Origin of the sequence: Novosphingobium sp., from assembly GCF_030699305.1 — a bacterium.
In the GTDB taxonomy this organism is placed as follows: domain Bacteria; phylum Pseudomonadota; class Alphaproteobacteria; order Sphingomonadales; family Sphingomonadaceae; genus Novosphingobium.
Genome location: NZ_JAUYNB010000008.1, coordinates 149571 through 172245, shown reverse-complemented (window position 1 = coordinate 172245; position 22675 = coordinate 149571). Strand labels below are relative to the sequence as shown.

Sequence of the window (22675 nt, the reverse complement as noted above, 5' to 3'; positions counted from 1 at the left end):
CCTGCAGCCATGTGCGGAATTGCCGGAATCTTTCACCTGACCACGCCCAAGCCGGTCGATCCTGCGCGGCTTGAGCGGATGTGCGCGGCCATGGCCCATCGTGGGCCGGACGGGCAGGGCACCTGGACCGCGCCGGGCGTGGGGCTGGGCCACTTGCGCCTGTCGATCATCGACGTCGCCGGATCACCGCAGCCGATGGCCGCGACCGATGGCCGCGCGATGCTGGTGTTCAACGGCGAGATCTACAATTTCCGCGAACTGCGCGAGGAACTGCGCGGCGCGGGCGCGACGTTCCACACCGATGGTGACAGCGAAGTGATTCTGGCCGCCTGGCAGCGCTGGGGGCCGGATTGCCTGCCGCGCCTGCACGGGATGTTCGCCTTCGCGATCTATGACCTCGATCAGCACACGCTGGTCCTGGCGCGCGACCGGATGGGCGTGAAGCCGCTGTTCTATGCCCCGCTCAGCGATGGCAGCGTGGCGTTTGCGTCCGAACTCAAAGGGCTGACCGCACACCCGCTGCTGCGCCGCGAAGTCGATCCGCTGGCGGTGGAGGATTACCTGACGTGGGGTTACGTCCCCGATCACCGCTCGATCCTGCAAGGCGTTCACAAGCTGCCTGCCGGGCATTCGCTGCTGCTGCGCCACGGCGCGCCGCTGCCCGCACCAAGCCAGTGGTGGGACGTCTCGTTTGCGGCGCGCCGGACCGGACGGACCGCTGATCTGGAAGCGGAATTGCTCCATCTGCTGCGGCAGGCGGTGTCATCGCGGATGGTGTCGGACGTCCCGCTGGGCGCGTTCCTGTCGGGCGGGGTGGACAGTTCCAGCGTGGTTGCGCTGATGGCGGAAATCAGCGGCGATCCGGTCAAGACCTGTTCAATCGGGTTCGATGTTGCCGCGCTGGATGAAAGCAACTACGCCGCGCAAGTGGCGCGGCGCTTTGCCACCGATCACCGCGCCCGCACCGTTTCGCCCGACGATTTCGACCATGTCGATACCCTTGCGGCGATGTTCGATGAACCGTTTGCCGATGCCTCGGCGCTGCCGACCTGGCGGGTGTGCCAGCTGGCCCGCGAATCCGTGACCGTGGCGCTTTCGGGCGACGGAGCGGACGAGGCGTTCGCCGGTTACCGCCGCCACGCCTTCCAGCACGGTGAGGACCGGTTGCGCTCGGTCCTGCCGCAGGCCCTGCGCGGGCCGGTGTTCGGCGCGCTGGGGGCGATCTATCCCAAGGCCGACTGGGCGCCGCGCCCCTTGCGCGCCAAGACCACGCTGCTCGCGCTCGCCGCCAGCAGCGAGGCCGGTTATGCCCGCGCGCTCAGCGTGTTGCCGCCGGAACTGCGTGACAGCCTCTATACGCCTGAATTTCTGCGGCTGCGCGGCGATTACCGGGCCGAACAGCCGTTCGAGGACCTGATGCGCGCCGCACCCGCCCGGTCCGGGCTGGACCGCGCGCAGTATGCCGACATCAAGTTCTGGCTGCCCGGCGATATCCTGACCAAGGTCGACCGGACGAGCATGGCGGTCAGTCTGGAGGCGCGCGAGCCGCTGCTCGATCACCGGCTGGTAGAATTCGCCGCGAGCCTGCCCGAAAGCCTGCGACTGAAGCGGGGGCAGGGCAAGTGGCTGCTCAAGAAGACGATGCAGCGCTATCTGCCTGACGATATCCTCTATCGCCAGAAGCAGGGCTTCGTCACCCCGATTGCGCAATGGTTTCGGGGGCCGCTGGCCGAAACCGCCCGAGGCATCGGCTCCAGCGCGGCTCTGGCGCGGACGGGCTGGTTCGATACACGGCGGCTGTCAGCACTGGCCGAGGCGCATATTGCCGGCCGGTCTGACCATTCGCGGCTGCTGTGGCAACTGGTCATGCTGGACCGATCCCTGTCGCGACTGGGGATCGCGGCCTGACGGCGCTTGACCAATGGGTGACTTTGGTTAGCTTCTGCGCCTAAGTGTTTGAACGAACACGCCAGAGGGAGGGCAGAGCATGGGGGGGCAGGCCGAATCGAGCGGCAGGGGCAGCAAGCTGCGCAAGATCGTCGTCATGCTGGTTATCGTGATCGGGCTGTTTTTCGGCGGCAAGGCGCTGGGCTGGTGGGCGGGGGCGGATGACGGCGCGCTGAAACTCTATGGCAATGTCGAAATCCGCGAGGTCCAGCTGGGCTTCCGCGTCGGCGGCCGGATCGAGCGGTTGCTGGTGGACGAGGGCGACAAGGTCGTGGCCGGACAGGTGCTCGCAGAACTCGATACCCGCCCGTTGCAGGACAAGCTCGCCCAGTCCGAAGCGCGGCTGGCGGGGGCGTCGGCGCTGGCCAGCCGGGACAGCAACGGATCTCGCCCGCAGCAGATTGCCGAAGCGCAGGCCGGGCTGGCCAGCGCCGAAGCCGCACTGGTCGAGGCGCGCCGCCAGCTGGAGCGCCGCCAGACTCTGGTCGGCAAGGGCTTCATCAGCCGGGCCGAAGTGCAGACCGCCGAAGCCGGGGTCGATGCCGCCCGCGCCCGCGTCGATGCCGCCCGCGCCGCGCTGTCGCTGGCGCGCGAAGGCGTCCGCACCGAGGAGCAGGTCGCCAGTATGGCCAATCGCAGCGCGATCCAGGCTGAACGGCAGGCCGTGGTCACCGATCTGGAAGACGCCGTGATCCGGGCCGCCGAACCGGGGCAGGTGCTGACCCGCGCGCGCGAAGTGGGGGCAATTGTCCAACCGGGGCAGACCGTGATGACGCTGGCGCTGACCCAGCCCGTGCGGGTGCGTGCCTATGTCGCCGAACCGGACTTGCCAAAGCTGCAACCCGGCCAGTCGGTCAAGGTGCGGGTCGATGGGACCAACCAGCAGTGGGATGCGCGGATCGGGTTCATCTCCGCAGTGGCCGAGTTCACCCCCAAGACCGTGCAGACCGAGCAACTGCGCGCCGATCTGGTCTATCGCGTGCGACTGACGGTCAACGATCCCAAGGGACAGTTGCGACAGGGCCAGCCGGTGACCGTGATCTTCCCCAGCGGCCGGGATTGAGCGCGCGCCATGGCGGAGGCACCGCTCCTCCGGCTGGAAAACGTGTCGAAGCGCTTCAAGGGCGGACGGCGCGGCGCGCCTCCGGTGCAGGCGCTGGATGAAGTCAGCCTGACGCTGGCGCCGGGGCGGCTGCTGGGGCTGGTCGGCCCCGACGCCGGGGGCAAGACGACCCTGATGCGGATCATGGCCGGGCTGGTCGAACCGGACAGCGGCACGGTCGAAGTGCTGGGCGGCCCGGTTGCCACGCTCGACCGGGGGCTGGTGGGCTATATGCCACAGTCCGGCGCGCTCTATGCCGAACTGTCGGTGCGCCAGAACCTCGAACTTTATGCCCGCCTGCGCGGGGTGGAGCCGCGCGACAGCCCGGAGCGGATGGACCAGCTCTATCGCCTGACCGGGCTGGGTGCGTTTCGCGATCGACCATCGGGCAAGCTGTCGGGGGGGATGCGGCAAAAGCTCGCCGTGGCCTGCGCCGTGGTGGCTGCGCCGCCGTTGATCCTGCTGGATGAACCGTCGGTCGGGGTGGACCCGGTGTCGCGCCTGGAAATCTGGCAACTGGCGCAGGAACTGGCTGGTCCGGGCCGGAGCGTGGTCTGGACGACCTCGATCCTTGAGGATGCCGAACGCTGCGACGAAGTGCTGCTGCTGCACGATGGGCAGGTGCGCTATGCCGGACCACCGGCCGGTCTGGCCCAGCGCGCCAGCGGGAAAGTGTATTTTGCGCCGCTGTCGGATGCCGGGCGGCGGCAGACCCTGCAAGCCACGCTGGAGCTGCCCGGCGTCATCACCGCGAACATCGTCGGGGCGGGGTTGCGGGTGGTTTCGCGGACCGGGGCGGCTCCGGCCGGAGACCACTGGCAACCCGTTCCCGCCACGGCCGAAGAAGGCTTTGCCGCAACGCTGGACGATGGCGCTGTGCTGACCCCCAGCGCGCTGGCCGAGGCGTTTCCGCTGCGGACCGGCGGGGAAAACAGCGCGGCGATCGCCGCGGTTGGCCTGACCCGGCGGTATGGCGATTTCACGGCTGCGCAGGACATCTCCTTTACGGTGGCACCGGGCGAGATTTTTGGCCTGCTCGGTCCCAATGGTGCGGGCAAATCAACCACCTTCCGGATGCTGTGCGGATTGCTTGCCCCCAGCAGCGGGCGCGGCACGGTCGCCGGGCGCGATCTGCTGACCGCGCGGGCCGAAGCGCGCGAAGCAATGGGGTATATGCCGCAGAAGTTCTCGCTTTACGGCGATCTGACGGTGGCCGCGAACCTGAAGTTCGTGGCCGGGGCCTATGGACTTGCCGGCAGCGCGGCGAGCGCGGCGATCGAGCGGGTGGTGGGGGCGCTGGGGCTGGAACCCTACTTTGCCACCGGCACCGGGCTGCTGCCGCTGGGGATCAAGCAGCGGCTCGCGCTGGGGGCAGCGGTGCTGCATACGCCGCCGGTGCTGTTTCTGGATGAGCCGACATCGGGCGTCGATCCGCTGATCCGGCGGGAGTTCTGGCACCACATCAACGCGATTGCCGCGCGCGGCACGGCGGTGCTGGTGACCACGCACTTCATGGACGAGGCCGAGAACTGCGACCGGCTGCTGCTGGTCAACCAGTCCGAGGCGATTGCCCACGGCACCCCGGCCGAACTGAAGCGGCATGCCCGGCAGGGCGGCGCTGCGGCGACGCTGGAAGATGCGTTCATCGCCCTGATCATGGCCCAGCGCGCCAGTGCCGGGGCGGCGGCATGAGCGCGCGCGATCCGCTGCTGTGGCGCCGCGCCGGAGCGATCCGGGCCAAGGAATGGGCGCAAGTCTGGCTGGACCCGTCAACCTTCGGGCTGGTCGTGCTGATGCCGCTGATCCTGATGTTCCTGTTCGGCAGCGCGGTGACGCTGGACGTGCACGGCACCCGCACCGGCGTGGTCGATCAGGATCACACCCGCGCCTCGCGTGAGTTCATCAACACCCTGTCGCGCAATTCCTATTTCCGGATCGAGGAAGGCCCGTCGGTCGCCGCGCTGGAACGCGGGATGCAAACCGGCGCGCTGCGCGGGATCGTGGTCATCCCGGACGGGTTCGAAACCGGGCTGGTGCGGTTGCAGCCACTTGACGTGCAGCTGATCACCGATGGCAGCCAGGTCAACACCGCGACGTTCCTGACCGGCCATTTACGCGGCGCGCTGAAGGAATGGGTCGAGGCGGAGGCCGGGGAGCTGGATATTCCGGTTACCCCGGTGCTGAAGATCCTGCCGCGCTATACCTACAATCCGGGTCTGGAGAGCCGCTACATGCTGGTGCCGGGCGCGATCGGGATCGTGATGGCGATGATCGGCAGCCTGCTGACCGCGCTGATCATGGCGCGCGAATACGAACGCGGCACGATGGAAGGCTTGCTGGCCACGCCGATTTCGATCCCCGCGCTCGTGCTGAGCAAACTCATTCCCTATTACGTGCTGGGTCTGGCCTCGACCGCGCTCTGCGTGGTTGTGGCGGTGTTTGGGTACGGCCTGCCGTTCCATGGTTCCGTGCTGGCGCTGTTCCTGATTGCCTCGGCGTTCCTGGCGGCGGTGCTGGGGCAGGGGCTGCTGATTTCGGCCGGCACGAAGAACCAGTTCGTTTCCACCCAGTTCGCGCTGCTGTCCGGCTTCCTGCCGTCGCTGCTGCTGTCCGGCTTTCTGTTCGAGATCGATTCGATGCCGACCGCAATCCAGTGGCTGACCTACATCGTCCCGGCGCGCTATCTGATCCCGTCGCTGCAAAGCGTGTTTCTGGTTGGGGACGTGTGGAAGCTGTTCCTGCCCAACATCGCGATCCTGCTGCTGTTCGGGGGCTTTTTCTTCCTGCGCGTGACCCGCGCGATCACGCGGAGGATCGCATGAGCTGGTGGGTCCGCGTCAAGGCGATGGCGCTGAAAGAACTGAAAGTCGTGCTGCTCGACCGGCGGGTGCTGACCACGCTGGTCATTTCGCCGATCGTCCAGCTGATCCTGTTCGGCTTCGCGACCACGCTGGAAGTGCGCAATATCGATATCGGGGTGGTCAACCGCGACAACGGCGTCGCATCGGAACAGTTCCTCGCCGCGCTGGGGGGCAGCCGGAACATCCGGCAGATCGATTTCTATCCGAGCGAGGCGGCCCTGCGGGACGGGATCGAACAGCGCGAAGTGATTGCCGGGCTGGTCATCCCGCCGAATCTGTCGGCGCAATATGCCCGGCGCGAAACGGCGGAAATGGGCCTGCTGCTGGATGGGCGGCGAATCAACGCGGCGCAGATCGTGGCCGGTTACCTCGCGGATATCGCCAACGACACCGGCACCATGCTCCGCCCGGAAAGCGCACACCCGGAACCGGAAGTGATCGCGCGGCACTGGTGGAACCCGAACCTTGAATACCGCTGGTTCACGCTGCCGGGGATGATCACGCTGATCACCACGGTGATCGTGCTGTCGGTTTCCGTCCAGGCGATTGCCCGCGAGCGGGAGTTCGGCACCTATGACGAACTGATGGCCCTGCCGATGCGGCACTGGGAAATCCTGCTGGGCAAATGCGTCCCGGCGCTGTGCGTCGGGCTGTTCAATGGCGGGCTGTATGTGTTGATCATACCGCTGGTGTCGGATGTGCCGTTCAACGGTTCGCTGCTGTGGATGCTGGCGGCGATTGCCAGTTTCAGTCTGGCGATCACGGGAATCGGCCTGGCGATCTCCACCGTGTCGCAAAACCAGCAGCAGGCGTTTCTGGGCGGGTTCCTGGTGATTGTGCCGATGATGCTGCTGTCGGGCTATGCCAGTCCGGTCGATGGCATGCCGGAATGGCTGCAACTGGTTTCGCGGGTCGATCCGCTCAGCCATATGCTGACGATCTGCCACGCGCTGTTTCTGAAAGGGCTGCCGGGCGAATTGATCTGGCCGCATATCTGGCCGATGCTGGCGGTCGCCGCGGCGGCGATGATCGCGGGCAATGTCATGTTGCGATTGCGCAGTGAGTGACCGGAAATGGGACTCATGCCGCGCAAAAAGGTTAAGATTTCCTTTGCCAAGCGACTCTTGCGTGGCTTAGTCTGTGCTTGACCAAAGTGCCTTGGCATCGTGGCCGGTGGGAACTTTATTATTCGCTAGAGGGGTATATGGATCGTATTTCAGGCGATCTCGGAGGCGGCGTCCGCTCCTCTGATGGTACTGATGGCCCCGCTATCGGCTTGCCGGACGAGCATGACGAATTGGTCACGCAGTCCGCGCAGCGATTGGCGGTTCCGCCGGAACTGCTGGCGTTGAATGAGCTGGACGTGCTCTATGACGAACCGCGCGAAACGCTCTGGACGTTCATGGCGCCAACCGGCCGCCCCAGTTTCACCCCGTCGATGCTGGGCGATTTTGATAACTGGCAGCGGTTGATCGCCGACAATTTCAAGCCGGGTCAGGTGCCGCTGAAATATCTGGTGCTGGGCAGCCGTGCGCCGGGGGTGTTCTGTTTCGGCGGGGACCTTGCCTTGTTCGAGGCGCTGATCCGCAGCGGCAACCGCGATGCGCTGGCGATGTATGGCTATCGCTGCGTCGAAATCCTGCACCGCAACATCAACGCGCTCGATCTGCCGATCCTGACCATCGGGCTGGTGCAGGGGCAGGCGCTGGGCGGCGGGTTTGAAGCGCTGATGTCATTTGATCATATCATTGCCGAACGCGGATCGACCTTTGGCCTGCCCGAAGTGATGTTCGGCCTGTTCCCCGGCATGGGCGCGCACGCGATCCTGTCGCGCAAACTGGGCGGAGCGATGGCGGATCGGTTGATCCTCAGCAACGAAACCTTCACGGCGGAACAGATGTTCGAACTCGGGATCGTCCATCAGCTGGCTGAACCGGGTGCAGGCGTTGCGGCCGTGCAGGATTACATTGCCAGGTCCGTGCGGCGCCATAGCGGTCTGGTCGGCGCGCGGCGCGCCAGTCGCCGGGCAAACGAGATCACGTTGGGTGAATTGTGCGATATCGTCGATCACTGGGCCGATGCCGCGCTGCAATTGCGCGAGCAGGATCTCAAGCTGATGCACCGGCTGGCCGCCGCGCAGTCCAGACTGCCGCGCGCTGCCAGCGTGGCCTAGCGCGAATCCACCAGCACGACTACGGCGTCGTCCAGCGCCTCGACGGTGATCGCCATCTCTCCGGTGATTGCCACCCCGTCACGCGGGTTGGCCAGCTGGCCGTTGACGCGAACTCTACCGGTCGGGGCAACCAGATACTGGTGGCGGGATGGATCAGCCGGATAAGTGATGCTGTCACCGGCTGACAGCGTTGCGGCGACAACCTGCGCGTCGCAGCGAATCGGCAGGGCATCGTCCCGGTCGGGTTCGCCGCTGGCGACCACTTCCCAGCGCCCGGCCCGTTCTCCGCGCGGAAACGCACGCTGCCCCCAGCCGGGCTGTTCGCCAGTGCGATCCGGCAGAATCCAGATCTGGAACAGGGTCGTGGTGGCATCTTCCAGGTTGAATTCGGCGTGGGTGATCCCGGTTCCGGTGCTCATCACCTGAACATCGCCGGCTGCGGTGCGGCCAACGTTGCCCAGGCTGTCCCGATGCGAGATCGCCCCGGTCCGCACGAACGTGATGATTTCCATGTCGCTGTGCGGATGCGGCGGGAATCCGCTTTGCGCCGCGATGGTATCATCGTTCCACACGCGGATCCGGCCCCAGCCCATCCGGGCCGGATCGTGATAATTGGCGAAACTGAAATGATGGGTGGCGTCCAGCCAGCCGTGATCGGCATGACCAAGGCTGGCGAAAGGGCGAAGTTCGATCATGTCTGCAATCCACCTCGGCGGGGTGTTGGCGCCGGAATGACTGGAACATGGGGATTGCGTCAGACCGTTCAAGAGTTGCGGGGAGTAGTCCGCTGCCCATCAATGTAATGTTGTAACATTATCTAATTCCGGCTATCAGCGGGAATAGCAGGGCCGTATCAGCGCGCGGCCATACCCGAACGGAGCAAAAATGAACCCGCAGTTTCTGTTGAGCACCAGTCTTGCCGCCGCCTTGGCCAGCGCCGCTGCGCCCGCATTTGCGCAGGCCGTGGATCACGATGACGCAGCCGACGTCTATCACACCCATGATGACCGGGACATCGTGGTGACCGGTGCGGTGCAGGTGTCGCGCAAGGACGTGCTGTCGGGCGTGGCGGTGTTGCGGGGCGAGGAACTGACCGCGGCGCTGCGTTCGTCCATCGGCGATACATTGGCGCATACGCCCGGCGTATCGGCTTCCTCGTTCGGTCCCAGTGCTTCGCGCCCGGTGCTGCGCGGCCTGCAGGGAGAGCGCGTGCGCGTGCTGTCCAACGGGATCGGCTCGATCGACGTGTCCAACACTTCGGCTGACCATGCCTCGGCCATCAACCCGCTGCTGGCGCGCCGGATCGAAGTGTTGCGCGGGCCGCAATCGCTGCAATACGGTTCGGCGGCAATCGGGGGGGTGGTCAATGTGATCGACCACCGCATCCCGGTCGCGGTGCCGGACGAACCGGTCCATCTGTCGATGCTGGGCAGCTATGGCTCGGCCGCGGATGAGCGGTCGCTCAGCGGGTCGACCGATGTGGCCCTGGGCGGCGGCTGGGTGGCCCATTTCGACGGGTCCTATTTCAAGTCGAATGACCTGCGCATCGGCGGCTATGCGCTGACCCCGGCGCTGCGGGCCGAGGCGCTGGCATCCAGCCTGTTGCCGCACGACGACGAAGACCACGGCCATGAAGACGAGGAAATCGACTTCGCCGCCAATGCCGGGGTGAAAGGGCGCTTGCCCAACAGTGCGGCGCGGACCTGGACCGCCGGGGCCGGGCTGGCCTATATCAACGACGGCGGCAGTATTGGCGTGGCCTACAGCCGCTATGACAGCCGCTATGGCATCCCGATCCGGCTGGCGACCCTGCCCGGCCAGCATCAGGAAGCCCCCGTGCTGCACCTCAAGCAGGACCGGATTGATGCCCGCGCCGAAGTGCTGGTGAAGGATGATCTGCTGGACCGGATTGCCTTCCGCTATGCCTATGGCAACTACAGCCACGCCGAAATCGATCCGGAAGGCGCCATCGGAACCTCGTTCTTCAACAAGGGCATGGAAGGCCGCCTCGAACTCGTTCAGGCTGATCGTGCAGGCTGGACCGGAGCCAGCGGGGCGCAGTTTGTCCTGCGCGATTTCAATGTCGTGGGCGATGAAGCCTATCTGCCGCGCAATGATACCCGGCAGGTCGGGCTGTTCACCGTCCAGCAGTTGCAGCGCGGGCCGGTGCGGCTGGAAGCGGGCCTGCGGTTCGAGCATTCCCGCCTTGAGGCAAAGCCGCTGCCGGATCAGGCGCAGTTCACGCCAACCGTGCGAACCTATGATGCGTTCTCCGGATCGGTCGGTGCGGCCTATGATTTTGCTCCGGGGTGGAAGATCGGGGCCAACCTGTCACGGGCAGAGCGCGCCCCGTCCGCCGAAGAACTGTTCGCCAACGGCCCGCACCATGGCACTGAAACCTATGAAATCGGCAATCTGGCGCTGCGCAAGGAGCGCGCGACCAGTGTCGAGGCCATTTTGCGCGGCAGTGGGAACGGCTTCGATATCGAAGCGTCGATCTATCACAGCTGGTTCGGCAACTTCATCTACGAAGCCCGCACCGGCGGCATGGAAGACGGCCTGCCGGTCTATCAGATCAGCCAGGCCGATGCGAAGCTCTATGGGTTTGAAGTGCAGGGTGAGGTGACACTGGCCAAGCCGGGGACGTGGACGATCAAGGCCGATGCCCTGGCCGACTGGGTCCATGCCGAGATCACCGGCCAGGGACCGGCGCCGCGCATCCCGCCGCTGCGGCTGCTGGGAGGCCTGTCGGCGCATTCCCCGAAACTGGACCTGCGGGCAGAAGTGGAACACGTGACGCAGCAAGACCGCGTCGCTGCGTTCGAAACGACAACGCCCGGCTACACCAGCGTCAATGCCGAAATCGCGCTGCGGCCATGGGGCAAGGAGCGCCCGCTGAGCTTTACGCTGTCGGCGAACAACCTGTTCAACGTGACGGCGCGCCGCCATGCGTCATTTCTGAAGGATTACGCGCCGCTGGCCGGGCGGGACATCCGCGTTACCGCGCGGCTTGAAATCTAGGCGGCTGCTCGGCCCTACTCCTCGCCGTGCCCGGCGGCGAGGTAGTCGGCGCTTTGCATTTCCATCAGGCGGCTGATGGTGCGGTCGAACTCGAACCGCCCGTCGCCGCTTGAATAAAGCTGCTCCGGCGCGGCATCGGCAGTGGCAAGCAGCTTGACCTTGTGTTCATACAGCGCGTCGATCAGCGTTACGAACCGCGCCGCCTCGTTGCGGTTGTCCGGCCCCATCCGGGGGATGCCGACCAGAATCACCGTATGATAGGTCTGGGCGATGGCTAGATAGTCCGACGCGCCGCGCGCTTCCGCGCACAGGCGTTTGAAACTGAACACCGCAACGCCCTTCAGGCTTTTGGGCACGTGCAGGATCCGCCCGCCGCCGACATCGAGTTCGGCGGATGGCACATGGGCGCTGTCTTCCGGGGGATAGTCGGTCAGCCGGAAGAACGCCTCGCGCACTTGCGCGGTGGCAGCATTGCCCAGCGGGGTGTGCCAGGTGCCGATCCCGCCCAGCCGTTCCAGCCGGTAATCGACCGGGCCGTTCAGCGCCATGACATCAAGCTGCCGCTCGATCAGGGCGATGAACGGCAGGAAGTGTTCGCGGTTCAGCCCATCCTTGTAAAGCTGCGATGGCGCGCGGTTCGAGGTGGTCACGATGGTCACCCCGTGCTGGACGATCAATGCGGTGAACAGCCGCGACATGATCATCGCATCGGCGGAATTGTTCACCACCATCTCGTCGAATGCCAGCACCCGCATGCCATCGGCCAGCGCGGCCGCGACGGGCGGGATCGGATCGCCGGTTTCGCTCTTGCGCGCCTCGCGCAGCCGGGCGTGGACTTCCAGCATGAACGCGTGAAAATGGGCGCGGCGTTTTTCCGGGATGGCCAGGCTGTCATGGAACAGGTCCATCAGCATCGACTTGCCGCGCCCGACCCCGCCCCACAGGTAAATCCCGCGCGGGGCAGGGGCGGGCTTGTTGCCGAACAATTTGTTCAGCAGGCCAGTTGCGGGCGGGGTTTCAAGCTCCTGCTGCAACCGGCCCAGGTGCTGCGCGGCGGCATGCTGTTCGGGATCGGGCCGCAGTTCACCGGCGGCAACCAGTGCTTCATAGCGCGCCAGAATCCGGGTCATTTGCCCGACGGCTTGCGCACGATCCCCGAGAACGAGGCGACCATATGATCGTCAGCTTCGCCTTGCACCACAGTGCCACGCATGAACACCAGCCGCTTTGTCTCGCGCATCACCTCGACCAGTGCGTCAAGCGGCACGCCCGGGCGGCCTGCGCCGATGAACTGGCTGGACAGTTCCAGCGTCACCGATCCCGCCGCATCGCCTTCCAGCAGGATCCGCATTGACGCGAACAGCGCGACATCCATCAAGGCCAGCGTGATCGCGCCGTGGACCATGTCGAGCAGGTTGGTGTGGCGGCGTTCGGGGAACATCCGCACCCGGCACAGCTTATCGCCATCCTTGCGCACCAGCATGTGACCCATGGTCTGGGCGTTGAAGCGGGTGTCGTCGGCCAGGTTCCAGGTGTGCCAACCCGGATTGTCCGGATCGGGGACGTAGCGAATCCGCGGCTTGTCGTCGCTCATTCAGACGTGCCGTTCGGCCTGCATCTTCTTGATTTCCGCGATCGCGCGCGCCGGGGACAGGCCCTTGGGGCAGACGTTGGCGCAGTTCATGATCGTGTGGCAGCGATAGAGCCGGAACGGATCTTCCAGTTCGTCCAGTCGCTCACCGGTCATTTCATCGCGGCTGTCGGCCAGCCAGCGATAGGCCTGGAGCAGGATCGCCGGACCGAGGAACTTGTCGCTGTTCCACCAGTAGCTGGGGCACGAGGTTGAGCAGCAGGCGCACAGGATGCATTCATACAGGCCGTCCAGCTGTTCACGCTGTTCGGGCGACTGGAGCCGTTCCTTGCCCGACGGCGTCGTGCTGACGGTTTGCAGCCAGGGGCGGATCGAAGCATACTGCGCATAGAAGTGCGTGAAATCGGGCACCAGGTCCTTGATCACTTCCATGTGCGGCAGCGGGGTGATGCGCACATCGCCCTTCAGGTCTTCGATCGCGGTGGTGCAGGCCAGCCCGTTGCGGCCGTTGATGTTCATCGCGCAGGACCCGCAGATCCCTTCGCGGCAGGACCGCCGGAACGTCAAGGTCGGGTCCATCTCCGACTTCATCTTGATCAGCGCGTCGAGCACCATCGGCCCGCAATTGTCGAGATCGATTTCGAACGTATCGTACCGCGGGTTCTGGCCGCTGTCGGGGTCATAGCGATAGACCGTGAATTTCTTCGCCTGCGCAGCGCCATCGGCTTTGTGATGAACGGCCTTGCCGTTGATCTTGCTGTTCGCGGGAAGAGTGAAAGTCGCCATGATCAGTCCCTGTCGCTGCGCGGCGCTGAGCGTCGCCGTGCGCATCTCTCTAGCGATTCATTGCGGCGGGGCAAGGTGGTCGTTGGGGAAATTTACCGCAGGACAGCGCTGGCCCGGAACGTTCCGGTCGCCCCGCCAGCCTAACCGATCAGACTGGTGATGATCGCCGCCACGATCATGCCAAGCAGAATGAGGGCGGTGATGGCCACGCCGCGCACCACGGCGGTCCCGGTTGTGTCCCGGGTGAGCCATGAAGGCTCACCCGGGATAGATGCAGAGGAAAGTTGCGACCCATTCCGCTCCGGTGCCCGACCTGGTTGCGACCCGACAGGACCCGGTAACGAAATACTTTCCGAGCCGCCTCCCTCGCTTTCCGGCCCGGTTTCGGGAAGCTGGATTTTCTGCCATGTTGGCGGAAAAGTGGCGGAAATCCGCTGAAAGTTCTCAAGTTCCTGGCGATACAGTCGTGCCAACTGGCCGCGCGGGATTCCGCCCAGCCGGGCACGGATCATCTCGATCCGCTGATTAACCGCCGACTCGGAGATACCAAGCAACGCCGCGATTTCCTTGCTGGTGCGATTGTCCGCGACCTGCACCAATACTTCCCGCTGCTTTTCAGTCAGCTGAGGCAACATTTTCATGTTGCTTGAATGGTTTGTGTGCGGGTCCATCCCCACCATGCTTAGCCCCGCGACCGAACGCAGACAAATGTTTGCTGAAAATTCACCAAATTTTCATGCCCGCCGGCTGCCATGGCGAAGAACTGAGCCGTACGCCTGCAATAGAATCGCGCTGCTACTGGCAGTCGCGCCGTGCCGTTCCCATCTTCTGCCCATGACAGTACGCGCAGCGATTATCGGAGCGAGCGGCGGGATCGGCGCGGCCTTCCTGGACGAACTGGTGCAGCGACGCGGGGTTGGCGAGTGCTATGCACTGGCCCGCTCACCGCAGCGGGTGGCTGCTGGCGCAATGCGGGTTCTGCCGCTTGATCTGCGGGACGAACCCGGCATCGCCGCAGCCGCTGCCGCGATTGCGGCCGATGGCCCGCTGGACCTGGTGCTGGTGGCCACCGGCGCGCTGACGCTGGATGACGGGAGCGGGCCGGAAAAGTCCCTGCGCGCGCTCGATCCCGCCGCCATGGCGGACGCCTATGCCATCAATGCGATCGGACCGGCGCTGGTCGCAAAGCATTTCCTGCCGCTGCTGCCCCGCGACCGGCGCGGCGTGTTCGCGGCGCTGTCGGCGCGGGTCGGCTCGATCTCGGACAACCGGCTGGGCGGCTGGCACAGCTACCGGGCGGCCAAGGCGGCGCTCAACATGTTGGTCCGCACCGCCGCGATCGAACTGGGCCGCACCCACCGCGAGGCGCTGGCGGTGACGCTCCATCCCGGAACGGTCGATACCGGGCTTTCGGCCCCGTTCCAGCGCGGCGTCGCGCCCGGCAAGCTGTTCAGTCCGGCGCAAAGCGCGGGCTATCTGCTCGACGTGCTCGATACCCTGACGCCTGCGGACAGCGGCCACTGCTTTGCCTGGGATGGTCAGCGCATTGCATTTTGATTGACCACTTTTTTCCGGCAGACGCGCCTTACTGCTTCTCCCTTCGCCGGATTGTGGCATCATACCTGCCTGAAAACAGCATTTTGGGGGGGAATCGATGGGTCTGGGCAGTTGGTATGAAGATCATATCGTGCCGCGCTTCATCCAGTGCGCGTGCAGCGCACCGGGGATCATGGAGCTGCGCGAACAGGTGGTGCCGCTGGCCAGCGGCGCGGTGTTCGAGATCGGCTGCGGCGGCGGGATCAACCAGCAATTCTATGACCGGGCCAAAGTGACATCGTTTGCCGGCATGGACCCATCGGCCAAGGGGCTGGACTATGCCCGTGCCGCCGCAGCGGAAAAGGGCTGGGCTGCCGACATCCGCCCCGGCTTTGGCGAAGCGATCCCGTTCGATGATGCCAGTTTCGACAGCGTGGTGTGCACTTTCACGCTCTGTTCGGTCGGTGATCAGGCCCAGACCCTGCACGAACTGCGCCGCATCCTGAAACCGGGGGGACGGTTGCTCTATGCCGAACATGGCAGGGCGCCCGATGCCGGTGTGCGCAAATGGCAGGGTCGGATCGAACCGGTGTGGAAACGCCTGGCCGGGGGTTGCCACCTGACCCGGCCGGTCAGCTCGGCAGTGGGCAAGGCGGGCTTTGCCGTTGACGCACTGGGGGAACGCTACATCCCCAAAGCCCCGCGCTGGGCGGGCTGGATGGAATGGGGTGCGGCTGTCCGGCCAGCTTGAAGCCTGCCCATCCGGAACAGCAAAAGGCCGCCAAAGCAGGTGCTTCGGCGGCCTTTTTTGTGCCTGTCAGACGTGGTGCCCGTCAGGTTTTCTGAGGGTTACTCACCAAACGTGCGCTGCCACCAGCCGCGACGCGGCGATTCGCCGGCGCTGGCTTCGACCGGGGCAGATGCGGTATCCACCGGCACCTCGATCGCGTCTGCTTCAACTGGTTCCGCCTTCTTCTTGCGGGTCCGCTTGGGCTTGGCCGCAGCCTCTTCCACAACCGGTTCGGGTGCAGCTTCGGCAACCGGTTCCGCTTCGGCAGCGGCGTCCACCTTCTTGCGGCGGGTCCGCTTGGGCTTGGCCGGGGCTTCGTCCGCAACCGGTTCCGGTGCGACTTCGGCAACCGGCTCGGCCACTACCTCGACAGCGTCAGCCGCAGGTTCCGCGTCAGCGGCAACATCGGCCTTCTTGCGGCGTCCGCGCCGGGGCTTGGCCGGAGCTTCCTCAGCCAGCGGTTCGGCAGGTGCGGCGGGCGAAGCTGCTGCAACGGCGGTGTCGGCAACGGCCGGTGCGTCGGCTTCAGCCTCTTCACCTTCGGCATGCTCACCGTTCTCGCCATTTTCACCTTCACCGCGACCGCGGCCACCGCGCCGACGCCGACCGCGACGGCGGCGCTTGCGCGGCGCTTCGCCGTTGTCGCCTTCGTCGCTACCGGTTTCGCCATCGCTGTCGGCTTCTTCGTCACCCTCGGCATCGTCCATGCTGGCAGATGCGCTGTCAGATGCACTGGCCGAAACACTGGCGGTGTCGCTGGCGGTGCTTTCATCACCGCCGCGCTCATCGTCGCGGCCCCGGCCACCCCGGCGGCGACGCTTGCGGCGGCGCTTGCCCTGGTCATCGCTGTCGTCGGAACCACGCTCCCGGCGGTCCTCAGCTTCGGCCTCGATGTCGTCATCATCAACATCATCATCGTCTTCCACGATGATATCGTCTTCGAAATCGTCGACGATCGGCTCAAACCGGGGCACGAATTCCGGACGCGGGCCGGACGAAACGACGCGCATCTTCGCGCCTTCGTTCTCACCTTCGGGCAGCACTTCCACGCGGACCCCGTAACGGTCCTCGATCTCGGCCAGATCGGCGCGCTTGGCGTTGAGCAGGTAAACCGCCGCTTCGGTCGACGCGTAGAGCGAGATCACCGAGCCTCTGCCCTTGGCGGCCTCTTCCTCGATCAACCGCAGCGCCGACAGCCCGGCGCTCGATGCGGTGCGGACCAGTCCGGTCCCATCGCAGTGCGGGCAGCCGCGCGTGGTCGCTTCGAGCACACCGGTGCGCAGGCGCTGGCGGCTCATTTCCATCAGGCCAAAGCTGGAAATCCGGCCGACCTGGATGCGGGCGCGGTCGTTCTTGAGCGCGTCCTTCATCGCCTTTTCGACCTTCCGGACGTTGGAGCTGTACTCCATGTCGATAAAGTCGATCACCACCAGCCCGGCCATGTCGCGCAGGCGCAGTTGCCGGGCGATTTCGCGCGCGGCTTCCAGATTGGTGGACAGCGCGGTCGCTTCGATCCCGTGTTCCTTGGTGGAACGGCCGGAGTTGATGTCGATCGACACCAGCGCTTCGGTCGGGTTGATGACGATATAGCCGCCGCTCTTCAGCTGGACGACCGGATCATACATCGCGCTCAGCTGGTCTTCCGCGCCATAGCGCTGATACAGCGGGACCGGATCGGAATAGGCCTTCACCCGCTTGGCGTGGCTCGGCATCAGCAGCTTCATGAAATCGCGGGCAGCGCGGTAACCGTGTTCACCCTCGACCACGACTTCCTCGATCTCGCGGTTGTAGATGTCGCGGATCGCGCGCTTAATCAGATCGCTGTCCGAATGGATCAGCGCCGGAGCGGACGATTTCAGCGTGTTTTCGCGGATCTCGTCCCACAGCCGGGCGAGGTAATCGAAATCGCGCTTGATCTCGGTCTTGGTGCGTTGCAGCCCGGCGGTGCGGACGATGCAGCCCATCGATTTGGGCAGATCCATCTCGGCGATGATCGACTTCAGCCGCTTGCGATCGGTCGCCGAACTGATCTTGCGGGAAATCCCGCCGCCGTGGCTGGAATTGGGCATCAACACGCAATACCGGCCTGCCAGGCTGAGGTAGCTGGTCAGCGCCGCGCCCTTGTTGCCGCGTTCTTCCTTCACGACCTGCACCAGCAGCACCTGGCGGCGCTGGATCACGTCCTGGATCTTGTAACGGCGGCGCAGCGCCATGCGCTTGGCGCGCAGTTCGTCGGCTTCCTTGGCATGGCCGCGCCCACCGTTGCCCTGACGGCGACGGCCCCGGCCGCGCCGACGGTTGTCACCGCCATCGTCTTCGGCCGCTTCTTCGCCCTCGTGGTCGAAGGCGTTTTCGATCAGGCCGTCTTCGATGGTGGCGACTTCATCCTTTTCGGCGGTGTCGACTTCGGTCACCCCGCCAAAGTCATCGTCGTGATGCGGTTCGTGGCTGGTCCCGGCCATGTCGTCGGCCAGGGTTTCGCCCAGTTCATCGTCACCGACAAAATCTTCCTCACCCTCGGCGATGGCGCGCAGGGCGGCCTCTTCCTCGGCATGGGCGGCTTCTTCGGCGAGCAGGGCTTCGCGATCTTCCTTCGGAATCTGGTAGTAATCCGGATGGATTTCGCTGAACGCCAGGAAGCCGTGGCGATTGCCACCGAAATCGACGAACGCCGCCTGCAGCGACGGTTCGACGCGGGTTACCTTGGCGAGGTAGATGTTGCCTTTGATCTGCTTGTGTTCAGCAGATTCAAAATCGAATTCTTCAATTCGGTTGCCTTTTAGCACCGCCACCCGAGTTTCCTCGCGGTGGCGCGCATCGATCAGCATGCGCTGGGTCATTATGAATTCTCCGTGCGCGCGGCGGCCGCTGCGGCCTTGCAAGAAGGCCTGAGGCTGGCGGGCCGGCGCGATTGTAAGCGGAACAGCCGCGTCCAGCGGGGCGAAGCCCCGGCAGGCAGGCGGCGGTGTGTGATAAGCCGGTGCCAGCAAAGGGCGTCCCGGCGGCGTCGTGCGTGTCTGCGGGAGAGAAAAGGCGCAGCGATAGGGGCAGCGCAGAACCAGCCATCCGCAGCGCCCAGCCCGATACGGGCTGCGACGGACAGGACGGCAAACGGCTTCTCATTCCAGCATCAACCTGTGTGATTCCGGGATAATTGGCCCCGGAATACTCCCCCCGAAGTGTGCGGCGGCCTGAACCAACAGGTGCCGCAATGTTCGGTGCAGCGGTGCCTAGCACCACCGTTCAATTGCGGCAAGTTCATTACAAACCGGTGAAGATCAGCCACGGAAGATTGCGCGGGACGCCGACAGACTCTAGTCACGACCCGATGCAGCGCGCCTTGTTCCTGGTTCTGATATTTATCGCGCCGGTCGCAGTGTTCGCCGGGATGGTGACGGTTGACCGGATTTACGGCGCCCCCGGGCGGGGCTGGGATTACGTCGTCACGGTCCTGCTGCCGCCGACCGACAATGGCGGCAACCTGCCGCAGATCCTTGGCCCGGCCGATGCCAGCCGGCCATTGGTGGTGATCGATGCTGGCCATGGCGGCAGGGATCCCGGCGCCGGGGCGGGGGCGGTCAAGGAAAAGCAACTGACGCTGGCGATGGCGATCGCGCTGCGCGACGAACTGCTGCGCGGCGGCGGGGTGCGGGTGGCGTTGACCCGCGACGATGACCGGTTTCTGGTGCTGAGCGATCGCTACAACATTGCACGGCGGTTGGGTGCGGACCTGTTCATCTCGATCCATGCCGACAGCACCGAAACCGGCACCGGTGCGCGCGGGGCGACCGTCTATACCCTGTCGGATCGGGGCAGCAACGAAACGGCCGAGCGCATGGCCGCGCGCGAAAATGCGGCGGATGAAGTCAACGGGATCAGGCTTGAGGCGCAAACCGATGCCGTGAACGCGACGCTGGTCGATTTGTCGCAGCGGCTGGCCAACTCCCGCTCGGAAGAACTGGCCAGCCTGATCCTGCGCGAGGGCGAAGGGCGCTTGCCGTTCCGGGAACGGACCGGGCAATCGGGGGCATTCGTGGTGCTCAAATCGCCGGATGTGCCGTCGGTCCTGTTCGAAAGCGGCTATATCAACAACCCGGAAGATCTGGCGCGGCTGAATTCAGTCGCTGGCCGCACGGCGATTGCCGAAGTGCTGGGCAAGGCGATCCGCGTCTACTTCGCCCGGCAGGCTGTGCCGCAGATCGGCACCTGAAGCGGCAACCGGGCATAGTTGGCTGAAAGGCGCTGGCAAAGCGCGCTTTCACCATGCTAGAGCCGCTTCGATGTCGGAAGCCGAGCCTCAAGAATCCGTTCGCCTGCGCATTCGGCGCGATGCCGGAACCCTGTTCACCCGGATCGGGGACTGGTTTTCCGGATTGAGCGTTGGGCGCTGGGCGGGCGAGCATTGGCGGTCCAGCAAGTGGTTCCGGCTGGGCGGTTATGCGCTGGCCCTGCTTGTTGTATTCAACGTGCTGTTGTGGGCCATGGTGACCCGCTCGCTGCCGTCTGCGGACACCTTGCTGACCTATCAGCCGCCGTTGCCGACGATGGTGCGCGGCGTGGACGGCGAGATCGTCTATTCCTATGCCCGCGAACGCCGGGTGCAACTGCGTTATGTCGATTTCCCCAAGCCGCTGGTGAACGCCTATCTGTCGGCGGAGGACAAGACGTTCTGGAGCCACGGCGGCGTGGATTACACCGGACTGGCCGGGGCGGTGATTGATTACGTGACCAAGTTCGGTTCGGGTGAACGCGCCAAGGGCGGGTCGACGATTACCCAGCAGGTTGCCAAGAACATTCTGATCGGGGACGAATACTCGATCACGCGCAAGCTCAAGGAAATGATCGTTGCGCGCCGGATCGAGGGGGTGCTGAGCAAGCCCCAGATCCTCGAACTCTACCTCAACGAGATTCCGCTGGGCCGTCAGAGCTTTGGCGTGCAGGCGGCGGCGCGGGCCTATTTCGGCAAGGATGTCGGCGAACTGCAACTGCATGAAGCGGCGTTTCTGGCGATCCTGCCCAAGGCTCCGGAACGTTATGGCCGCGCGCAGTATGCCGATCAGGCGCTGGAGCGGCGCGATTATGTGCTGGGGCAGATGGTCGACAATGGCTGGGCCACTCCGGCCGAAGCCGCCGCCGCCAAAGCGCAGCCACTCGGCGTAATTCCGCGCCGGGTAGAGAGCTATGACCCGTCGGTCGGCTACTTCGTCGAGGAAGTGCGCCGGACGCTGATGGAAAAGTATGGCGAAAAGGCCGAGGATGGGCCGAACAGCGTCTATGCGGGCGGGCTGTGGGTGCGAACCTCGCTTGACCGGCAATTGCAGAAATCGGCGCAGGACGCCTTGCGCGCCGGGCTGATGCGCTATCACGCCGGCCGCGCGTGGACCAAGCCGATCGAGCACGTGAAATTGAGCGGGGACAAGTGGCTGGGGCCGCTGGTGGCGCTGAACAAGTCGATCAATTATCAGGACTGGCGCGTTGGCATCGTGGTCAGCCGGACCGGCGCACAGGCGACAATCGGGTTTGCCGATGGCAAGACTGCGCCGCTGACCGGCCTGCCGCCCGCGCTGCGCGCCGGTGATGTGATTGCCGTCGCACCGGTGGGCAATGCCTGGGGCGTGCGCACCATCCCCGAAGTGTCCGGCGGCATTGTCGCGCAGGATCCGCGCACCGGCCGGGTGCTGGCGATGCAGGGCGGGTTTGACAGCGGCCTGGCCAGCTTCAACCGCGCGACGCAGGCGCTGCGTCAGCCCGGATCGACTATCAAGCCGTTTGTCTATGCCACCGGGCTGGATCAGGGGATGACCCCGGCCAGTGAAGTGCTGGACGGCCAGTTCTGCGTCTATCAGGGCGCGAAACTGGGGCAGAAGTGCTTTCGCAACTTCGACATGCGCGGGGCGGGCGGCACCCACACCATGCGCTGGGGGCTGGAACAGTCGCGCAACCTGATGACCATCCGGATCGCCAACGACGCGGGCATGGATAATGTGGTCAAGACCATCGGCGATGTCGGAATTGGCAAGTATCAGCCATACCTGTCGTTCGCGCTGGGGGCGGGCGATACCACCGTGCTCCAGATGACCAACGCCTATGCCGCGCTGGCCAACAACGGGGTGCAGTATACCCCCTCGCTGGTTGATTTCGTGCAGGACCGGAACGGCAAGGTGATCTGGCGCGCCGACACGCGGCGCTGCGTCCAGTGCAGCATGGATCAGTGGGATGGCAAACCGATGCCGCGCCTTGGTCAGCGTGGCCGGCAGGTGATGGATCCGCGCACGGCCTATCAGGTGGTCCATATGCTGGAAGGCGTCGTGACCCGCGGCACGGCCGTGGTGCTGCGCGATCTGGGGCTGCCGCTGTTCGGCAAGACCGGGACGACCACCGGTCCGACCAATGTGTGGTTCGCGGGCGGTTCGCAGAACATCGTCAGCTCTGTGTATATCGGCTTCGATCAGCCACGCTCGCTGGGCGGTTACGTCCAGGGCGGGACATTCGCCGCGCCGATTTTCAAGCAGTTCGTGCAAGGCAGCCGCGCGCGGTGGAGCAGCGTGCCGTTCATCGCGCCGCCGGGGATCCACATGGTCAAGGTTGACCGGGTCAGCGGCAAGCAACTCTTTGCGGGCAGCCCGACCAACGATCCCAAATCCTCAATCATCTGGGAAGCGTTCAAGGCCGATACCGAGGCCCGGCGGACGACCCGCCGGGATGAACTGGCGTCCCAGCGGGACCAGTTGCTGGCCGTGATCAGGCGGGGGTCGGCCCCGGCTGCGGAAGCGGATGCCGCTGGCGAAGCCGCGCCGGACGCATCGCCCAGTATTGCCGCCGACAGCAGCGTGACCGTTCAGTAACCCCGGCTTTCGGCGGTCTGGAC

The 22675-nt window shown here is 65.2% G+C and carries 17 protein-coding genes; 11 read left to right on the top strand and 6 right to left on the bottom strand.

The features are described from left to right. The first annotated feature begins 9 nt into the window (after window positions 1–9). The 6 genes from Q8Q53_RS02645 (at window position 10) to Q8Q53_RS02620 (ending at window position 8083) form a co-directional block, all read left to right on the top strand. Window positions 10–1908 carry an XrtA/PEP-CTERM system amidotransferase gene (locus Q8Q53_RS02645; protein WP_305700196.1) on the top strand — a complete coding sequence of 633 codons (1899 nt, stop codon included), beginning with the start codon at window positions 10–12 and terminating at the stop codon, window positions 1906–1908. 79 nt (window positions 1909–1987) lie between these two features. Continuing rightward, window positions 1988–3010, top strand: coding sequence for an efflux RND transporter periplasmic adaptor subunit (locus Q8Q53_RS02640; protein ID WP_305700195.1), 1023 nt, complete (start codon window positions 1988–1990; stop codon window positions 3008–3010). A gap of 9 nt (window positions 3011–3019) precedes the next feature. Then, entirely contained in the window at window positions 3020–4741 is a 1722-nt protein-coding gene (locus Q8Q53_RS02635) for an ATP-binding cassette domain-containing protein (protein ID WP_305700194.1), read from the top strand. Then, window positions 4738–5871: an ABC transporter permease gene (locus tag Q8Q53_RS02630; protein WP_305700193.1), complete on the top strand. Its 1134-nt coding sequence runs from the start codon at window positions 4738–4740 to the stop codon at window positions 5869–5871. Before Q8Q53_RS02635 ends, Q8Q53_RS02630 begins: the two co-directional genes overlap by 4 nt. Then, window positions 5868–6977 (top strand): ABC transporter permease, encoded by a 1110-nt coding sequence (locus Q8Q53_RS02625; protein WP_305700192.1) that lies wholly within the window; start codon window positions 5868–5870, stop codon window positions 6975–6977. The genes Q8Q53_RS02630 and Q8Q53_RS02625 overlap by 4 nt, the downstream gene beginning before the upstream one ends. A 137-nt stretch (window positions 6978–7114) precedes the next feature. Beyond that, window positions 7115–8083 carry a crotonase/enoyl-CoA hydratase family protein gene (locus Q8Q53_RS02620; protein WP_305700191.1) on the top strand — a complete coding sequence of 323 codons (969 nt, stop codon included), beginning with the start codon at window positions 7115–7117 and terminating at the stop codon, window positions 8081–8083. On the opposite strand, the gene Q8Q53_RS02615 is transcribed toward Q8Q53_RS02620, so the two are convergent. Continuing rightward, window positions 8080–8778 carry a pirin family protein gene (locus Q8Q53_RS02615; protein ID WP_305700190.1) on the bottom strand — a complete coding sequence of 233 codons (699 nt, stop codon included), beginning with the start codon at window positions 8776–8778 and terminating at the stop codon, window positions 8080–8082. The two genes, Q8Q53_RS02620 and Q8Q53_RS02615, sit on opposite strands and share 4 nt — an antisense overlap. Before the next feature lie 190 nt (window positions 8779–8968). On the opposite strand from Q8Q53_RS02615, the gene Q8Q53_RS02610 reads away from it, so the two are divergent. Beyond that, window positions 8969–11104: a TonB-dependent receptor gene (locus Q8Q53_RS02610; RefSeq protein WP_305700189.1), complete on the top strand. Its 2136-nt coding sequence runs from the start codon at window positions 8969–8971 to the stop codon at window positions 11102–11104. Window positions 11105–11118: 14 nt separating this feature from the next. Here Q8Q53_RS02610 and zapE read toward each other — a convergent pair whose 3' ends face one another. The 4 genes from zapE to Q8Q53_RS02590 all read right to left on the bottom strand — a co-directional run bounded on the left by zapE (window position 11119) and on the right by Q8Q53_RS02590 (window position 14116). After that, a complete protein-coding gene (gene zapE / locus Q8Q53_RS02605) occupies window positions 11119–12234 on the bottom strand; it encodes a cell division protein ZapE (RefSeq protein WP_305700188.1) in 1116 nt (371 codons plus the stop codon). Beyond that, window positions 12231–12698 (bottom strand): PaaI family thioesterase, encoded by a 468-nt coding sequence (locus tag Q8Q53_RS02600; RefSeq protein WP_305700187.1) that lies wholly within the window; start codon window positions 12696–12698, stop codon window positions 12231–12233. The genes zapE and Q8Q53_RS02600 overlap by 4 nt, the downstream gene beginning before the upstream one ends. Then, a complete protein-coding gene (locus Q8Q53_RS02595) occupies window positions 12699–13481 on the bottom strand; it encodes a succinate dehydrogenase iron-sulfur subunit (protein ID WP_305700186.1) in 783 nt (260 codons plus the stop codon). A gap of 140 nt (window positions 13482–13621) precedes the next feature. Next, window positions 13622–14116, bottom strand: coding sequence for a helix-turn-helix transcriptional regulator (locus Q8Q53_RS02590; RefSeq protein WP_305700185.1), 495 nt, complete (start codon window positions 14114–14116; stop codon window positions 13622–13624). A 199-nt stretch (window positions 14117–14315) separates the two neighbouring features. Here Q8Q53_RS02590 and Q8Q53_RS02585 point away from each other — a divergent pair, with 199 nt between their 5' ends. Next, window positions 14316–15038, top strand: a complete 723-nt coding sequence (locus Q8Q53_RS02585) for an SDR family NAD(P)-dependent oxidoreductase (RefSeq protein ID WP_305700184.1) — start codon at window positions 14316–14318, stop codon at window positions 15036–15038. A 97-nt stretch (window positions 15039–15135) separates the two neighbouring features. Continuing rightward, entirely contained in the window at window positions 15136–15768 is a 633-nt protein-coding gene (locus Q8Q53_RS02580) for a class I SAM-dependent methyltransferase (protein WP_305700183.1), read from the top strand. Window positions 15769–15866: 98 nt separating this feature from the next. Here the strand turns inward: Q8Q53_RS02580 and Q8Q53_RS02575 are convergent, their stop codons facing one another. Next, complete coding sequence (locus Q8Q53_RS02575; RefSeq protein ID WP_305700182.1) at window positions 15867–18647, bottom strand: ribonuclease E/G; 2781 nt, start codon at window positions 18645–18647, stop codon at window positions 15867–15869. 488 nt (window positions 18648–19135) lie between these two features. Here Q8Q53_RS02575 and Q8Q53_RS02570 point away from each other — a divergent pair, with 488 nt between their 5' ends. Together Q8Q53_RS02570 and Q8Q53_RS02565 are read left to right on the top strand one after the other, a co-directional pair. Further along, window positions 19136–20017: an N-acetylmuramoyl-L-alanine amidase gene (locus tag Q8Q53_RS02570; RefSeq protein ID WP_305700181.1), complete on the top strand. Its 882-nt coding sequence runs from the start codon at window positions 19136–19138 to the stop codon at window positions 20015–20017. Window positions 20018–20087: 70 nt separating this feature from the next. Continuing rightward, the gene (locus tag Q8Q53_RS02565; RefSeq protein ID WP_305700180.1) at window positions 20088–22652 is read left to right on the top strand and encodes a penicillin-binding protein 1A; all 2565 of its coding nucleotides are present in this window, start codon (window positions 20088–20090) and stop codon (window positions 22650–22652) included. The last annotated feature ends 23 nt before the right edge of the window (window positions 22653–22675 follow it).

Bases quoted from the DNA above. Each gene is read 5' to 3' on its own strand.
- Q8Q53_RS02570 (WP_305700181.1), top strand. From the start codon at position 19,136: ATGCAGCGCGCCTTGTTCCTGGTTCTGATATTTATCGCGCCGGTCGCA.
- Q8Q53_RS02635 (WP_305700194.1), top strand. From the start codon at position 3,020: ATGGCGGAGGCACCGCTCCTCCGGCTGGAAAACGTGTCGAAGCGCTTC.
- Q8Q53_RS02590 (WP_305700185.1), bottom strand. From the start codon at position 14,116: ATGTTGCCTCAGCTGACTGAAAAGCAGCGGGAAGTATTGGTGCAGGTC.
- Q8Q53_RS02610 (WP_305700189.1), top strand. From the start codon at position 8,969: ATGAACCCGCAGTTTCTGTTGAGCACCAGTCTTGCCGCCGCCTTGGCC.
- Q8Q53_RS02645 (WP_305700196.1), top strand. From the start codon at position 10: ATGTGCGGAATTGCCGGAATCTTTCACCTGACCACGCCCAAGCCGGTC.
- Q8Q53_RS02630 (WP_305700193.1), top strand. From the start codon at position 4,738: ATGAGCGCGCGCGATCCGCTGCTGTGGCGCCGCGCCGGAGCGATCCGG.
- Q8Q53_RS02625 (WP_305700192.1), top strand. From the start codon at position 5,868: ATGAGCTGGTGGGTCCGCGTCAAGGCGATGGCGCTGAAAGAACTGAAA.
- Q8Q53_RS02600 (WP_305700187.1), bottom strand. From the start codon at position 12,698: ATGAGCGACGACAAGCCGCGGATTCGCTACGTCCCCGATCCGGACAAT.
- Q8Q53_RS02575 (WP_305700182.1), bottom strand. From the start codon at position 18,647: ATGACCCAGCGCATGCTGATCGATGCGCGCCACCGCGAGGAAACTCGG.
- Q8Q53_RS02620 (WP_305700191.1), top strand. From the start codon at position 7,115: ATGGATCGTATTTCAGGCGATCTCGGAGGCGGCGTCCGCTCCTCTGAT.
- Q8Q53_RS02565 (WP_305700180.1), top strand. From the start codon at position 20,088: ATGTCGGAAGCCGAGCCTCAAGAATCCGTTCGCCTGCGCATTCGGCGC.
- Q8Q53_RS02595 (WP_305700186.1), bottom strand. From the start codon at position 13,481: ATGGCGACTTTCACTCTTCCCGCGAACAGCAAGATCAACGGCAAGGCC.
- Q8Q53_RS02615 (WP_305700190.1), bottom strand. From the start codon at position 8,778: ATGATCGAACTTCGCCCTTTCGCCAGCCTTGGTCATGCCGATCACGGC.
- zapE (WP_305700188.1), bottom strand. From the start codon at position 12,234: ATGACCCGGATTCTGGCGCGCTATGAAGCACTGGTTGCCGCCGGTGAA.
- Q8Q53_RS02580 (WP_305700183.1), top strand. From the start codon at position 15,136: ATGGGTCTGGGCAGTTGGTATGAAGATCATATCGTGCCGCGCTTCATC.
- Q8Q53_RS02585 (WP_305700184.1), top strand. From the start codon at position 14,316: ATGACAGTACGCGCAGCGATTATCGGAGCGAGCGGCGGGATCGGCGCG.
- Q8Q53_RS02640 (WP_305700195.1), top strand. From the start codon at position 1,988: ATGGGGGGGCAGGCCGAATCGAGCGGCAGGGGCAGCAAGCTGCGCAAG.